The sequence below is a fragment of the Pseudomonas sp. PSPC3-2 genome (genome assembly GCF_049897085.1).
GTDB classification, from domain to species: Bacteria; Pseudomonadota; Gammaproteobacteria; order Pseudomonadales; family Pseudomonadaceae; genus Aquipseudomonas; species Aquipseudomonas paraveronii.
Genome location: NZ_JAFCVO010000002.1, coordinates 325,208 through 339,053 on the forward strand (window position 1 = coordinate 325,208; position 13,846 = coordinate 339,053).

The window sequence follows — 13,846 nt, forward strand, 5'->3', positions numbered from 1 at the left end:
ACAATGTTTCCAAGACAAAAACAATTATTCAGGAGAATCATCATGGGCGAAGTCGTCCTGGCCGCAAAGATCTGCCACGTACCCTCGATGTACCTGTCGGAACTGCCCGGCAAGCACCATGGTTGTCGCGAAGCCGCCATTGCCGGGCACAAGGAAATCGGGCGCCGCGCCCGCGAACTGGGCGCCGACACAGTGGTGGTTTTCGACGTGCATTGGCTGGTCAACAGCGGCTATCACGTCAACTGCGGTGAGCATTTCAAGGGCACCTACACCAGCAATGAGTTGCCGCACTTCATCAAGAACATGGAGTACGACTACCCCGGTTGCCCGGAACTGGGGGAACTGATCGCGGCTGAAGCCAACCTGGCCGATGTGCGCACGATGGCTCACAACATCCCGAGCCTGGAGCTGGAATACGGCACCCTCGTGCCGATGCGCTACATGCACATGGGCGTGCCGGACGAGCAAAAATTCGAGGTGATCTCGATTGCCGCCTGGTGCGCCTGGCACCGCCTCGAAGACAGCTTCACGTTTGGCGCCGCCGTGCGCCGCGCGATCGAGAAGAGCGACCGCAAAGTCCTGGTGCTGGCCTCGGGCTCCCTCTCCCACCGTTTCTCCGACGACCGCGAAGCCGAAGCCAACATCCACAACTGGACCCGTGAATTCGACAAGCAGATGGACATGCATGTGGTGGACATGTGGAAGCAAGGCCGCTTCAAGGAGTTCTGCGCAATGCTGCCGGACTACGCCGAGCACTGCTTCGGCGAAGGCAAGATGCACGACACCGCGATGCTTCTCGGCCTGCTGGGCGGCCCGGACTACAACAAACCGGCCGAGATCATCACCCCACCGTTCGGCAGCTCCGGCACCGGCCAGATCAACGCCATTTTCCCCCTCTGACCCAGGGCGAAGAACCCACGTGGGGGCCGACAGCTCCCACAGGACAGATCCGCGTCACCGATCAAGGGAGGAGACACCCATGCCGCACTTCATTGCTGAATACACCGACAACATCGAGCAGCAGGCCGACTTGCCCGCGCTGTTCGAGAAGGTCCACACCGTGCTGGGCGACAGCGGTGTGTTCCCCCTGGGCGGCATCCGCAGCCGCGGCGTGCGCCTGGACACCTGGCGCATGGCCGACGGCAAGCACGATTACGCCTTCGTCCACATGACCCTCAAGGTCGGCCACGGACGCGACCTGGACACGCGCAAAACCGTCGCCGAACGTCTGTTCAGCGTGATCACCGAACACTTCGCCGAACTGCAGTCGCAGCGTCTGCTGGCGCTGTCGTTCGAGATGATCGAGCTGCACCCCGAACTCAACTTCAAGCAAAACAACGTGCATGCCTTCTTGAAAAACCAGGCGAGCTGAACACTGCCCGCCTTCCGCCAACGGCCACTCAAAAAAAAGTACAACATCATGAGCACAGCCAATACCGCCAACAGCACCACCCTGCTCGAACACCAGCGTACCCATAGCCTCGTCACCTGGCGCCTGATGCCCTTGCTGCTGATCTGTTATCTGTTTGCCCACCTGGACCGCATCAACATCGGCTTCGCCAAGATGCAGATGAGTACCGACCTGCACTTCAGCGACACGGTTTACGGCTTCGGGGCCGGACTGTTTTTCATTGCCTACGCGTTGTTCGGCGTACCGAGCAACATCGCCCTCGACCGCGTCGGACCACGGCGCTGGATCGCCTGCCTGATGGTGGTCTGGGGCCTGCTGTCCGCCAGCATGCTGTGGATCGAAAGCTCCAGCGGTTTCTACGTGCTGCGCTTTTTGCTGGGGGTGGCCGAAGCCGGCTTCTTTCCGGGGATTCTGGTGTTTCTCAACCGCTGGTACCCAGCCCGTCGCCGCGCGCAAGTCACCGCGCTGTTTGCCATTGCCGTGCCGATGGCCGGTGTGATCGGCGGGCCGTTGTCCGGCGCGATCCTGGAACACTTCCATGATTTTGGCGGCCTGCGCGGCTGGCAGTGGATGTTCCTGATCGAAGGCGCCCCGGTGATCCTGCTGGGCCTGGTGGTGCTCAAATGCCTGCCGGACAGCTTCGAGACGGTGAACTGGCTCAGCACGCTGCAGAAACAGCAACTGCGTACACAACTGAGCAGTGAGGAGCAGCGCAAATCGATCACCTCGTTCGGCGGCATCCTGCGTGACCCGCAGGTCTGGCTGCTGGTGGCGATCTATTTCGCGGTGATGCTCGCGGTCAACACCCTGGCGTTCTGGATGCCCACCCTGATCCACGGCGCCGGCATCGGCCGTGATAGCCAGGTCGGCCTGCTCAGCGCGGTGCCTTACCTGGCCGGGTGTTTCTTCATGATCGGCTGCGGGCGCTCATCCGATCGCAACCGTGAGCGACGCTGGCACCTGTGTGTGCCGCTGCTGATGTCGGCCGTCGGTATCGCGGTGGCCGGGCTGTCGCCCGCCAACCCGACCCTGGTGTTGTGCGGCCTGGTGATCGCCGGCATGGGGGCCAGCGCGGCGCTGCCGATGTTCTGGCAACTGCCTCCGGCCTTCCTGTCCAACGGCACCCAGGCGGCCGGCATTGCCCTGATCAGCTCGTTCGGCAGTATCGCCTCGTTCCTCGCGCCCTACCTGATCGGCTGGATGCGTGACACCACCCAAAGCGCCAGCCTGGCCTTGTATGTGCTGGCGCTGTTTATCGCCCTTGGCGGCTTTTTGGTCCTGCGTACCCCGGCGGCCATCGTCAACCCACAGTAAGAGAACTTCGTCATGCTCGATCAACAGCAGATTCTGCAAGCCGCCGCACACCTGGACCGAGCCGAGCGCTCACGCGAACAGGTCCGCCAATTCTCGCTGGACTACCCGGCGATCACCATTGACGACGCCTACGCGATCCAACGCGCCTGGGTCGCACAGAAAATCAAGGACGGGCGCAAGCTGGTCGGGCACAAGATCGGCCTGACCTCGCGGGCCATGCAGGTGTCGTCGAACATCAGCGAACCGGACTACGGCGCGCTGCTCGATGACATGTTCTTCGACGAAGGCACCGACATTCCGTTCGAGCGTTTCATCGTGCCACGGGTCGAGGTGGAGCTGGCGTTCATCCTGGGCAAACCGCTGAAGGGGCCGAACTGCACGATTTTCGACGTGCTCGACGCCACTGAGTGGGTCATCCCGGCGTTGGAAATCATCGACGCGCGCATCCAACAGATCGACCCGCAGACCCACGCCACCCGTAAAGTGTTCGACACCATCTCCGATAACGCCGCCAACGCGGGCGTGGTCATGGGCGGGCGGGCCGTGCGGCCGACCGAAATCGACCTGCGCAAAGTGCCCGCCGTGTTGTACCGCAACGGGGTGATCGAAGAGTCCGGCGTGTCGGCCGCCGTGCTCAACCACCCGGCCAAAGGCGTGGCCTGGCTGGCGAACAAACTGGCGCCCTACGACGTGACGTTGCAGCCCGGGCAGATCATCCTCGGCGGCTCCTTTACCCGCCCGGTGGCGGCCAATCCCGGCGACACCTTCCATGTCGACTACGACATGCTGGGCTCGATCTCCTGCCGCTTTGTCTGACCCTGGAGGACCGTTCCATGGATATGCCCATCAACCGCTTCAAGCAGCGCCTGTGCAGCGGCGAGACGCAGATCGGCCTGTGGCTCGGCCTGGCCGATGCCTACTGCGCCGAGCTGGCGGCCAACGCCGGGTTTGACTGGCTGCTGATCGACGGCGAACACGCGCCCAATGACCTGCGCGGGATGCTCGGCCAGTTGCAAGCCATCGCGCCCTATGCGAGCCAAGCGATCATTCGTCCGGTGGTCGGCGATAGCGCACTGATCAAGCAATTGCTGGATATCGGCGCGCAAACGCTGCTGGTGCCGATGGTCGAAAGCGCACAGCAGGCGTGGGAACTGGTGCGCGCGATGCATTATCCGCCCCAGGGCATTCGCGGCGTCGGCAGCGCCCTCGCCCGTGCGTCGCGCTGGAACAGCATTGCCGGCTACCTGGATCAGGCCGACGCACAGATGTGCCTGCTGGTACAAATCGAGAACCTCGAAGGCCTGGCCAATCTGGAGGCGATTGCGCAGGTTGAAGGCGTCGACGGGGTGTTCATTGGCCCGGCGGATTTGAGTGCGGCGATGGGCTATCGCGGTAACCCAGGGCATCCCGCCGTGCAGGCCGCGATCGAAGACGCCATTGCGCGAGTTCGCCAGGCCGGCAAGGCGGCGGGGATTCTCAGCGCAGACCAGGCCCTGGCCAGGCGCTACATCGAATTGGGCGCCGCGTTTGTCGCCGTCGGGGTCGATACGACCGTGCTAATGCGCGGCCTGCAAAGCCTCGCGGCAACGTTCAAGGACGGCGTGGCGCCACTCCGGTCCGGCGGTGTGTACTAACCCCCTGCACGCAGCGCCCTCAGCACAACCAGCCCATTCGCCTGTTCGCGATGGGCTGGCACTCAGCGCTTGATAGCCTTCAACTCATCCAGCAACCCCAGCAGCGTCTGCAGCTTCTCTTCGCCGAACTGCGCCTGCAACTTCTGGTAGTTCTCCTCCATGCACTGGCTCATGGAGTCGAAGCTGGCCTTGCCCTTATCCGCCAGGGTCACCAGTACGCGCCGCTGGTCCTGCTCAGCCTTGCGCCGATGCACCAGGCCGGCAGTCTCCATGCGCACCAGCACGCCGGTCATGCTCGGTTTGAGAATGCAGGCCAATTCGGCCAGTTGATAGATTTCCAGCTCATCGTGCTGGCTGAGAATGCGGATAACCCGCCATTGCTGCTCGGTCAGGCCGTGCTCATTGAGCGAGGGGCGGAAAAAACTCATGGCCGCTTCGCGGGCCTGCAACAGGGTCAACGTCAGGGATTGTCGGAGTTTACGCATGGGTCTGGGCATCACAACTCAGTTAGTTAATATTTTAACGAAACTCTACCACTGTCCTCTTCATTGCGCGCTATAACTTGCGGCCGCCGCCAGGCCGCTGGCGCGCAGGATCAAAGCGGCGGCACACAGAATCAAGACAAGTGCGACGCCATGGCCCTTAATAAACACCATCACATCGTCACTTTCAGGCTGCGCCATGATCACTATCGAAACACCCACCTATTACACGGCCACCAAGAAATACAACCTCAGTTTCCCGTGCCTCGAACAGGACATAGACGCCGACGCGGTGATCATCGGCGGCGGTTTTTCCGGCATCAACACGGCCCTTGAACTGGCGGAAAAAGGCATCACCAACATCGTCGTACTGGAAGCGCGCTACCTGGGTTTTGGCGGCACCGGACGCAACGGCGGGCAGATCATGGCCGGGATCGGCCACGACCTGGAAAAGATCAAACAGGAAGTGGGCGAGGACGGACTGCGCCGGATCTTCGAGATCAGCGACCTGGGGGCCGGTATCATCAAGGACCGCATCGCCAAGTACGATATCGATGCCGACTTCTGCCACGGCTATGGCTACATGGGCTTCAACGCGCGTCAGGCCAAGACCCTGCGGGCCTGGGAAAAAGACTTCCAGTCGATCGGTACGGCCCACGAAATTCGTTTTCTCGGCGGCTCGGACGTCAAGCAAATCATCGGTTCCGATGCCTACAGCAGCGCCTTGCTGCACATGGGCGGTGGTCATGTTCACTCACTGAACCTGCTGCTCGGTGAAGCCAAGGCCCTGGCGGGGCACGGCGTGCGGATTTTCGAGAACAGCCCGGCCCTGGAAGTCAGCTATGGCGAACGCATCAACGTGCGTACCGGGCGCGGCTCGGTCAGGGCCAGCAAGCTGCTGTGGGCCTGTGACAGCTTCCTCAACAAACTGGAACCCGAGCTGCACCGATCGACCATCAATACCTATGCGTTCCAGATGATGACCGAGCCGTTGCCGGAACAGTTGATCCAGCGGATCAGCCCGATTCGCGGGGCCTACAGTGATATACGCCCGGTGATCGACTACTACCGTGTCACCAACGAAAACCGCCTGCTGTTCGGCGCTGCCACACCGCTGGTGGAGCATATCCCCCGCGACCTGAAAGCCTGGAACCGCCACCTGATGCTGAAAATTTTCCCGTACCTCAAGGACGTGAAGATCGACCTGGCCTGGGGCGGCCCGATGGCGTGCAGCCCGAACCTATTCCCCCAGGTCGGCACCCTGCCCGGCCGTAGCAACGCTTTCTACGTGCAAGGTTATTCCGGCTTCGGCGTGACCCCCAGCCACATCATTTGCAAGGTGCTGGCCGAAGGCATGAGCGAAGGGTCGGCGCGCTACGACCTGCTCAGTTCGATCCGCCGCCCGACCATCCTCGGCAAAGACGCGATCCGCCCGCTGTTGCTGACCGCCGGCAAGTCCTGGCACCAACTGTCGGGCTATTGGAACGGTCGCCGCTAATTTTTCCCATCAGGAGTACCTGCCATGACCCTCACCCCCCTCAAACACGACATCCAGCTTTCGGAACTCGACGCCTGGGGCACCGTGGCCGACCTCGGCTCGCAGTTGCTCGAAGGCGACGGCAAAGCCTTCGGCAAGATGACCTTCGGCGCGCCCACAGACCCGGTCAGCAGCGCCTATTTCGGTACCACCCAGGGCAAGTTCCGCATGGTCTACCCGTTTACCGAACAAGCCACGGTGGTCACCGGCGAAGTGCTGCTGACCGACGAAACCACCGGCCAGCAGACACGTTTCAAGGCCGGCGACAGCTGGTTCGTGACCAAAGGCACTGCGGTGCTGTGGGAAATCGTCAGCCCCAGCTTCGTCAAACACTACTTCGCCGTCGCGTAGTAGCCTCGGCTGCCGGCGCTCGCCGGCAGCTTCTTCGCTTCATCTTCGTTGAACGCTCACACTCCCTGCGCCACCTGCTGCACGTGGCTGGAGCGAAACGCCTTGGGCGAGACCTCGAACTGCTTCTTGAACGAGCGGCTGAAGTGCGCTGAATCGGTGAAGCCCCACTTGTAGGCAATCGCGGTGATCGACTCGCCGCGCAGGAACGGATTGGCGAGGTCATCTGCACTGCGCTTGAGCCTCGCCCGCTGGATGTAGCGGCATACACTGTCGTCCTGCGCTTCAAACAGCCGGTACAAATGCCGCACCGAGATATTCAGGCGATTGGCCAGGCCCAGCGGGCTCAATCCCGGCTGGCTGAGCGACTCATCGATGACTTTTTGCACGTAACTGCGCAGGTTGACGCCCGGCAGTGCCGCGCAGTCGTCGGTCGCCTCCTCCTGCTGCGCAAAGGCCGAGCCGAGCAGCGAGACCAACGCCGACTGCAACGCCAGGCCCTCCGCCACCGCCGCGTCACCCTCCAGCGCATCCGTGCACAATTGATCCATCAACACATGCAGCATGCGTCCGCAGGCTTTGCTTGAAGAAATTTTGCCGAAGGTACGTGGCCGGGTGCCAAGTTGCTTGCACACTTCATGGCGGGACAGGCACAGGGAGGCGTGCTCGATCAGCCCGAACGGGGTGATCTCGATGGAGCCTACCGAGTCCATCAGCAACAATTCGCCGGGGCCCAGCCGAATGACCTGACCGTCCTGGGCAATCTGGCTGTAGCCACTGCGTTGGCTGACCAGGAAACACTGCTGGTCGTCATCGTGGTCGGCGCGGACCTTGGGGCGCTTGATCAGGCCGGCGTTGGTGCGCAGGTTGGCCAGGGGCAGCCCGCCACGGGAACAGGCCGAGATATCACCGATAAACAGCGAGCGATTGAACGCCAGTTCTGTGTGGAAGTGCCCACAGATCGAGCGCAGATCGCGGGTCCAACTGTCGAGCCCATCTTGTCCAACCGCTTGCATGCTCATGGTTGTGTCCACCTTGGTTTTTTTGTTGTTGTCAGGCAATAGTTAACATGTTATCTAAGCGCCCGCAACACCTCCGTCTCAACCAAAGCGATTGCACTAATGGTGCCAAAACCTGCGATCAGAGTGCCGCCAGCAGGCGCTGAAAATGGAGCAAGGTCGCCAGCAACCCGCTGCGTTGATCGGGGCTCAGCGGGATATAGCGGCGAAACGCGGGCATGCGGTTAATCACCTCGCTACCGCCCATATGCTCCAGGCGCACACACCACTGACGGGCCTGCAGATCGATGCGCAGACGCTTGAAATCCAGCGGCATCAACGCTTGGAGCAATGCCCCGTGGGGCTGTAACAACGCCTGCAGCGCCGGGTCGCCGCTGCGTTGCCGGCAACGAATGCCGGTGCGCCAAACGGCTCCGGTGTGGTGCAGTTCAACACTTGCCGTGCCCTCTCGCGAGGCAGGTAGGCGCAGCACGAACTCAGTCATCACCAGGTGCATCAGCAACTGCGACTCGGCGCGTTCGACGATCTCCACGCGCAAGCGGCCATCGAGCAGGACCGCCTCGGCCACGGTCGAAGCGGTGTGCTGAAAGTGCGCCAGGCCAAGGTTACGGCGCAGGTGTTCCAGGGTCACTCCAGGGCGATACCCCGCCGGGGCACGCCGGGCACTGAACCGCTCAAACAGGCTTCGCAGCATGGCGCTGATACTCGGTGTGAGGCTGGCTCGGTGCATGGGCGAATTCGTTGGCCAACACCGCTTCGACTGACGCCGGCTTGAACGGATTGACCTTCTGCACCACCAACGTCCAGAACAACGCATACGCCGCCGTGCCGGCCAGCATCACGCCAAACGGAATGTAGATGTCTGCCGGGTTCATCCCCGGCGGCGTGATAAACCAGATGCCCAGCAGGATGCCGACGCTGGACAGGATCTGCGGCAACGGAAACCATGGCGAACGATAGGCGCGCGGCAGGTCCGGACGGCGGATGCGCAGGCTCACCACCGAGATCGTCACCAACAGGTAGGCGAAACTCCAGGCACACACCGCCGCCAGCACCAGGTGCATGATGTTGTCGGTGTTGCCACCCAGGTACAACGCGTGCAGGCACGGAATCAACATCGCCACCAGGATGCACAGCAGCGGGGTCTTGAAACGCGGGTGCAGGTAGGTGAAGACCTTGGGCAACGCGCCATCGACCGCCATCCCGTAGAGGATGCGCGGCACCCCGGCCATCAAGGTGTTGATGGTCGCGGCCCCGGCAAACAGGAAGCCGATCCCCAGCCACAGCGGGCCGATGCTGCCCATCACCTGTTCGGCGAATTTCGGAATCGCCATCGGTGTGTCCAGCAGGTGTACGCCACTGCCGGCATCGAGCAGCACGTTTTCCACCTGGCGCTTCATCGCCGCGCCATAGATGAACATGCAACTGGCGACGCCGAGCAACCCCAGCATCATGGCCTTGGGCATGACCTTGGCCGAGTTGCGCAAGTCCGGTGCCAACGGTGTGACGAATTCGCAGCCGACGAACATGAACATGGCCATGCCCACCAGCGACAGGATGGTGATCAGGTCGGTGCCCACCAACGATGCGCCGAACCAGCCGTCCAGTTGCACCGCCGGTGCCGCGATCAGCCCCAGCACGCCGAACACCGTCAAGGTGGTCCACATGCCGAAGGTCAGGATGATCTCGGCCTTGCCGAATGCGCTGACGCCAAAAGCATTGAGGATGCCGAACACAATCACGAAACCCACCCCCAGCAACCACGAACCGCCGGCCGACTCCGCCAGGGTATTGAGGTGTTCGAAGTTCACCAGCGCCATGACCCCGGAGAGGATGGTTTCCGCCGTACCGGCAAAGACATGCACGATCAGGTAGGCCGACAAGGTGCCGGTGATGGCGAAGAACCGGCCCATGCCGCAATTGATGTAGTCGTAGACCGAGCCGGTGGTGGGCAGGATTGCCGCCGCCTCGGCAAAGGTGGTCGCCTGGGCCAGCATCATCACCACCGCGATCAGCATGGCCACCGCAAAGGCACTGCCGCCGATGCCGAAGCCCATGGTGGCGGTGAGGATCACCGGGCTGGCCATGATCAGGCCGATGGTGCTGGCGAGCGCCGTGGGAAAGCCCACGGTGCCCTGTTTCAAATGTGCGCTAAGCCGGTCGTTGATCAACATGGTGCAGCCCCTCAAGCAGCGGATTTTTAGACGTTGAGCCACTGTGCGCCCTGCCTCGATTGAGCGTCTTGCCCCTGGCTGCCTTGGGTTTTGTTGCTCCCTGCCATCGCCGGCCGGCTGGCGGCCTGGGTCAATTGCCTGGCACGCAGATGAAAGACGCCGCCCGGCCCCGCTCGCCTTAATGCGCCTCCACTCATCCAGTTGGGGACACTGACCATGGAGCACACACACAACACGCGCCGACTGTACCAGGCCGTCGGCATGGGCCTTGCGCTGTTGATCGGCGAATCGTCGGTCCAGGCCTTCGAGCTGTATGCGGACGACGACACGCGACTAAGCGGCAACTTCCTGGCCGTCTACGGGATGTTCAACAGTCGCAAGAACTACGACGGCACCCCGGGCGGTTCCACCTGGCGCGAAGGTTTCATCAAGTATGGCGTCAGCCTGGAGCAGCGCTTGGGCGGCCTGGGCAGCGTCTACGGCACGGCCAACCAGGTCAGTTCCGGCACCTGGGGCGATGGCGATGCCTCCGGCGTGACCACGGGCAGCGAACGCACCAGCCAATTTGACGAAGCCTTCGCCGGCTGGCGTTCTGGCGAACTATTCCCGGTGTTGGGCACGGACGGCGTGGACCTGTCCTTCGGGCGCCAGGTGATCATGCTCGGCGATGGTTTCATCATCAACGATGACGGCACCAACCTCGGCAAGGGCGTGGCAGACGGCGAATTCAATCGGGGCGGCGCCTACTACCTCGCGGCCCGCCATGCCTTCGATCAAACCGCGCTGCTGCGCCTGGGCGGCAAGGAGGGCGTGCATGGCAGCCTGATGTGGATACAGTCGGACAATCGCGCCCAGGCCAACACCGAAATGGCCGCCGGCACCCTGGAATACAGCGCCGCCCCGGGCACCCTGGGGTTGACCTATATCCACGGCATCAGCGTCGACGAGCGCTACGCCAATGACCTGCAAAAACAACGGGCCGGCATGAACCTCTATAGCCTGCGCGGCGCCGGGAATGCCGGCATCGAAAACGCGCACTTCGCCGCCGAATATGCCTGGCAGGACACACGCATCGGTGCGCAAAACGCCTGGTACAGCGAGGCCGGCTATACCTTCACCAGCCTGCCGTGGTCGCCGGACCTGACCTATCGCTACACACGCTATTCGAAAAACTGGGACGCGATGTTCTCGGGCTTCAATCGCGGCTTTGGCACCTGGGTGCAGGGCGAAGTCGCCGGCAATTACGCGGGGCCATTCAATACCAACGCGGTGATCCAACATGTCGCGCTCAAGGTCAAGCCGGCCCAAGCCGTGACCCTCGGCGCCTTGTTCTTCGATTACCAGACCGTCAGCACGCACGGCATGCCAAACCTGAACGGCCGCGAGCTTGACCTGTACGCCGAATGGGCGGTGAGCGAGCACCTGATCGTCACCCCGCTGCTGGGCCTGTACAAACCCGAGCGGGACCAGCACAACGCTGGCAACCCAGTGGGGGGGAATGGCACCAACGTGTACAGCCAACTGACCGTGGCGGTGCCGTTTTGATCGAACCAGGAGCCGCCTTGCGCCGCTCCTGAGCCTTTTCGGGGCTAGGCAGCGTGGCTGATCAATTGCTTCAACACGGTTTTGAAGGTATCGATCTGCTCCGCGCTGAATGCACTGAACACCTTATCCTGCTGCTCCTGGGCAATCGACCAGAGGTCTTCAGCCTGTTCGAGGCCTGCGGCGGTCAGGCGCACGCGGCCGTCAGGGTCACTGACCAGCGCCTTGCGCTTGAGGTTGGCCACGGCTTCGTCGATCTCGCGCACCGGCATTGCCACCTCACGCAGCAATTCAGGCGTGCTCAGGCCGGCATCACTTTCCAGCACCATCAGCATGCGCGCTTCACTGGTGCGCAAGCCGGTGGACAATTGCCGAGGCTGGTAGCCGGATTGATAGGCCCGCACGGCCTGGGTCATCAGGTAATACAGGTTGTGGCTGAGGCGCCCTTGAAAATGACTGCTGGGCGCTTGGCTGTCGTCGCGCCGGGTCATACGTGAGTGCGGCAGGACCATCGAATAGGCGCCCTGGTGATACAGCAACGGCGAGCGGCCGAAATCGTCGAACGCCACCACCTTGCCGATCATGATCCAGTGATCGCCACCGTCAACTTGCTGGTATTTTTCGCAGTGAAAACGCGCCGAGCAGTCGGCGAATACCGGTGATCCGCCCTCGCCCGGTTCAAACTCGATTTCGGCGAAGCGGTCTTCCTTGGGCCGCGCGAAATTATTCGACAGGTCGATCTGGTCGGCGGCCAGCACGTTGACCGCAAAGTGGCTGGCCTGCTCGAACACCTCGTGGCTGTTGGAACGTTTGTCGATGCTCCACAGCACAAGCGGTGGGTCCAGGGACACCGAGTTGAAACTGTTGGCCGTCACGCCGACCTTGCGCCCGCTGGCGTCGGCGGCGGTCACCACGGTGACGCCGGTGGCAAAATTGCCCAGGGCGCGGCGGAAGGCGCGTGGGTCGAAGGGGGTTGGGCGGTTATCGGACATGCAAGACTCCCGGACTGCGTGCACAAGCAGTCCTGATTATTGTGATGGGGCGTGGGGCGAGCGACTCAGATCATGCTGGGATCGGGCTCGAGGCCCATCAGCTCGCGGCCAAGGATCTGCGCGCAGACGTCGTAATCGGTGTACGCGTGGGCGCCGGTCATGTGCGAGTCACGGAACAGGCGCTGCAGTTCGTTGTGCTCGAACCAGGCGTTACCACCGGCAGCTTCGAACAGACGGTCGACGGCCTGGATGCACATCTTGGTCGCATAGGCCTGGTTGGTGCGCCAGAACGCCAGGGTTTCGCGGGTCGGATAGCGATGCTGCTCGCTGTGCTCGGCATGCTCCTGCCAGGTCTTCTCGAGAAAGGCTCGGGCGGCGGCCACCTGGTGCGTCGATTCGGCCAGGCGCATCAACGCCGGCGTCGCCGCGCCCACGGCCGCCCCGGTGTAGGCCCGCACGCGGGTTTTGGTCTTCTCGCGGAAGACATCCAGCATGCGCTCGGCGACCCCCAGGCTTACGGTGGAAAACCCACTGGCGAAGTACGGACGGTACGGCGAGTAGAAAATCTTGCTGTCCGGGTACAGACCGAAACCTGCGGACTTGCCTTCCATCATGTCCTTGGCTTTCTGGATGCGGTGTTCCGGCACAAGCACGTTCTCGATGATCAAGGTCTTGGTGCCGCTGCCTTTCATGCCGGCGGCAAACCAGTCATCGCGAATCGCATAGTCGCTGCGCGGCAGCACCGCGAAGCAATAGTCCTGGGTGCCTTCGGCGTTCTTGCGCCGGAAGCCGACAATCGCCCACTCGGCATGATCACAGCCGCTGCTCCAGCCCATCTCGCCACTGAACAACACGCCACCGTCGACCTCTTCGGTGCGGCCGAACGGCGCGATACTGCTGCTGGCGGTGGCGTCGGGATTATCGCCCCAGACTTCCTGCTGCAACTGGGCGCAAAACATCGCCAATTGATGACTGTGGGTGCACAGCAGGCTCATCGCCCAGGCCGTGCTCGCGCAGGCGCCGGCAAGTACGGCGATGCAATCGGCAAATTGCGGGAGGGAGATTTCCATGCCGCCGAACTTCCTGGGCTGAAAAGCACGGTGCAGGCCGATGCTTTTGAGCAGCGCAATGTTTTCGTCGGGGACCTTGCGGTCTTGCTCCGCCTGGAACGCATTGGCGGCAATGGTCGGCAGAATGGACTTGAGGTCTTCGAGGAGCGGGTTTGGCTTTTTCATGGACGGCCCTGCTTATTATTGGATGTCCGGCTGCTGTCCAATATCGAGGAGCGGCACCGGCTGCAGGCCCAGTATGGGGTGAGCGGCACGCTGCGAAAATGTACCTTCCAGATGCAAAATTGTACTTTCCATGGGTATTGATCCTGCCCGTCAGCCGC

15 protein-coding genes are annotated in these 13,846 nt (G+C 62.3%); 8 read left to right on the top strand and 7 right to left on the bottom strand.

Translation table 11 applies throughout. From position 1 onward, the window contains the following. Positions 1–42 precede the first annotated feature (42 nt). From hpaD to hpaI, 5 genes are all read left to right on the top strand, one after another. The gene (gene hpaD / locus ACP7CJ_RS06390; protein ID WP_426099854.1) at positions 43–900 is read left to right on the top strand and encodes a 3,4-dihydroxyphenylacetate 2,3-dioxygenase; all 858 of its coding nucleotides are present in this window, start codon (positions 43–45) and stop codon (positions 898–900) included. A gap of 79 nt (positions 901–979) precedes the next feature. Beyond that, the gene (locus tag ACP7CJ_RS06395) at positions 980–1,372 is read left to right on the top strand and encodes a 5-carboxymethyl-2-hydroxymuconate isomerase (protein ID WP_426099855.1); all 393 of its coding nucleotides are present in this window, start codon (positions 980–982) and stop codon (positions 1,370–1,372) included. 48 nt (positions 1,373–1,420) lie between these two features. Next, positions 1,421–2,725 carry an MFS transporter gene (locus ACP7CJ_RS06400; RefSeq protein WP_426099856.1) on the top strand — a complete coding sequence of 435 codons (1,305 nt, stop codon included), beginning with the start codon at positions 1,421–1,423 and terminating at the stop codon, positions 2,723–2,725. A 12-nt stretch (positions 2,726–2,737) separates the two neighbouring features. Beyond that, complete coding sequence (hpaH, locus tag ACP7CJ_RS06405; protein ID WP_108523999.1) at positions 2,738–3,541, top strand: 2-oxo-hept-4-ene-1,7-dioate hydratase; 804 nt, start codon at positions 2,738–2,740, stop codon at positions 3,539–3,541. Positions 3,542–3,558: 17 nt separating this feature from the next. Beyond that, on the top strand, positions 3,559–4,359 hold the full coding sequence (gene hpaI / locus ACP7CJ_RS06410; RefSeq protein WP_426099857.1) for a 4-hydroxy-2-oxoheptanedioate aldolase: 801 nt from the start codon (positions 3,559–3,561) through the stop codon (positions 4,357–4,359). Positions 4,360–4,421: 62 nt separating this feature from the next. Here the strand turns inward: hpaI and hpaR are convergent, their stop codons facing one another. Next, positions 4,422–4,844 carry a homoprotocatechuate degradation operon regulator HpaR gene (gene hpaR, locus ACP7CJ_RS06415; RefSeq protein ID WP_108523997.1) on the bottom strand — a complete coding sequence of 141 codons (423 nt, stop codon included), beginning with the start codon at positions 4,842–4,844 and terminating at the stop codon, positions 4,422–4,424. Between the two features lie 60 nt (positions 4,845–4,904). Beyond that, entirely contained in the window at positions 4,905–5,042 is a 138-nt protein-coding gene (locus ACP7CJ_RS06420) for a hypothetical protein (protein ID WP_276193145.1), read from the bottom strand. On the opposite strand from ACP7CJ_RS06420, the gene ACP7CJ_RS06425 reads away from it, so the two are divergent. Beyond that, positions 5,041–6,339: an NAD(P)/FAD-dependent oxidoreductase gene (locus tag ACP7CJ_RS06425; RefSeq protein ID WP_426099858.1), complete on the top strand. Its 1,299-nt coding sequence runs from the start codon at positions 5,041–5,043 to the stop codon at positions 6,337–6,339. The two genes, ACP7CJ_RS06420 and ACP7CJ_RS06425, sit on opposite strands and share 2 nt — an antisense overlap. A gap of 24 nt (positions 6,340–6,363) precedes the next feature. Beyond that, a complete protein-coding gene (locus ACP7CJ_RS06430) occupies positions 6,364–6,729 on the top strand; it encodes a cupin domain-containing protein (protein WP_276193147.1) in 366 nt (121 codons plus the stop codon). 56 nt (positions 6,730–6,785) lie between these two features. On the opposite strand, the gene feaR is transcribed toward ACP7CJ_RS06430, so the two are convergent. The 3 genes from feaR to ACP7CJ_RS06445 form a co-directional block, all read right to left on the bottom strand. Beyond that, on the bottom strand, positions 6,786–7,748 hold the full coding sequence (gene feaR / locus ACP7CJ_RS06435) for a transcriptional regulator FeaR (RefSeq protein WP_276193148.1): 963 nt from the start codon (positions 7,746–7,748) through the stop codon (positions 6,786–6,788). 118 nt (positions 7,749–7,866) lie between these two features. Then, positions 7,867–8,439 (bottom strand): DUF3156 family protein, encoded by a 573-nt coding sequence (locus ACP7CJ_RS06440; protein ID WP_276193149.1) that lies wholly within the window; start codon positions 8,437–8,439, stop codon positions 7,867–7,869. After that, a complete protein-coding gene (locus ACP7CJ_RS06445) occupies positions 8,420–9,919 on the bottom strand; it encodes an APC family permease (RefSeq protein WP_276193150.1) in 1,500 nt (499 codons plus the stop codon). The genes ACP7CJ_RS06440 and ACP7CJ_RS06445 overlap by 20 nt, the downstream gene beginning before the upstream one ends. A gap of 216 nt (positions 9,920–10,135) precedes the next feature. On the opposite strand from ACP7CJ_RS06445, the gene ACP7CJ_RS06450 reads away from it, so the two are divergent. Beyond that, positions 10,136–11,464 (top strand): hypothetical protein, encoded by a 1,329-nt coding sequence (locus ACP7CJ_RS06450; protein ID WP_426099859.1) that lies wholly within the window; start codon positions 10,136–10,138, stop codon positions 11,462–11,464. Between the two features lie 44 nt (positions 11,465–11,508). Here the strand turns inward: ACP7CJ_RS06450 and ACP7CJ_RS06455 are convergent, their stop codons facing one another. Together ACP7CJ_RS06455 and ACP7CJ_RS06460 are read right to left on the bottom strand one after the other, a co-directional pair. Further along, the gene (locus ACP7CJ_RS06455) at positions 11,509–12,453 is read right to left on the bottom strand and encodes a p-hydroxyphenylacetate 3-hydroxylase reductase component (protein WP_426099860.1); all 945 of its coding nucleotides are present in this window, start codon (positions 12,451–12,453) and stop codon (positions 11,509–11,511) included. A gap of 65 nt (positions 12,454–12,518) precedes the next feature. After that, complete coding sequence (locus ACP7CJ_RS06460; protein WP_276193155.1) at positions 12,519–13,688, bottom strand: p-hydroxyphenylacetate 3-hydroxylase oxygenase component; 1,170 nt, start codon at positions 13,686–13,688, stop codon at positions 12,519–12,521. Positions 13,689–13,846: the final 158 nt, after the last annotated feature.

What these genes read in the sequence shown, in the direction of transcription:
- hpaD (WP_426099854.1), top strand. Translation starts at nt 43, where the DNA reads ATGGGCGAAGTCGTCCTGGCCGCAAAGATCTGCCACGTACCCTCGATG.
- ACP7CJ_RS06395 (WP_426099855.1), top strand. Translation starts at nt 980, where the DNA reads ATGCCGCACTTCATTGCTGAATACACCGACAACATCGAGCAGCAGGCC.
- ACP7CJ_RS06400 (WP_426099856.1), top strand. Translation starts at nt 1,421, where the DNA reads ATGAGCACAGCCAATACCGCCAACAGCACCACCCTGCTCGAACACCAG.
- hpaH (WP_108523999.1), top strand. Translation starts at nt 2,738, where the DNA reads ATGCTCGATCAACAGCAGATTCTGCAAGCCGCCGCACACCTGGACCGA.
- hpaI (WP_426099857.1), top strand. Translation starts at nt 3,559, where the DNA reads ATGGATATGCCCATCAACCGCTTCAAGCAGCGCCTGTGCAGCGGCGAG.
- hpaR (WP_108523997.1), bottom strand. Translation starts at nt 4,844, where the DNA reads ATGCGTAAACTCCGACAATCCCTGACGTTGACCCTGTTGCAGGCCCGC.
- ACP7CJ_RS06425 (WP_426099858.1), top strand. Translation starts at nt 5,041, where the DNA reads ATGATCACTATCGAAACACCCACCTATTACACGGCCACCAAGAAATAC.
- ACP7CJ_RS06420 (WP_276193145.1), bottom strand. Translation starts at nt 5,042, where the DNA reads ATGGCGCAGCCTGAAAGTGACGATGTGATGGTGTTTATTAAGGGCCAT.
- ACP7CJ_RS06430 (WP_276193147.1), top strand. Translation starts at nt 6,364, where the DNA reads ATGACCCTCACCCCCCTCAAACACGACATCCAGCTTTCGGAACTCGAC.
- feaR (WP_276193148.1), bottom strand. Translation starts at nt 7,748, where the DNA reads ATGAGCATGCAAGCGGTTGGACAAGATGGGCTCGACAGTTGGACCCGC.
- ACP7CJ_RS06440 (WP_276193149.1), bottom strand. Translation starts at nt 8,439, where the DNA reads ATGCTGCGAAGCCTGTTTGAGCGGTTCAGTGCCCGGCGTGCCCCGGCG.
- ACP7CJ_RS06445 (WP_276193150.1), bottom strand. Translation starts at nt 9,919, where the DNA reads ATGTTGATCAACGACCGGCTTAGCGCACATTTGAAACAGGGCACCGTG.
- ACP7CJ_RS06450 (WP_426099859.1), top strand. Translation starts at nt 10,136, where the DNA reads ATGGAGCACACACACAACACGCGCCGACTGTACCAGGCCGTCGGCATG.
- ACP7CJ_RS06455 (WP_426099860.1), bottom strand. Translation starts at nt 12,453, where the DNA reads ATGTCCGATAACCGCCCAACCCCCTTCGACCCACGCGCCTTCCGCCGC.
- ACP7CJ_RS06460 (WP_276193155.1), bottom strand. Translation starts at nt 13,688, where the DNA reads ATGAAAAAGCCAAACCCGCTCCTCGAAGACCTCAAGTCCATTCTGCCG.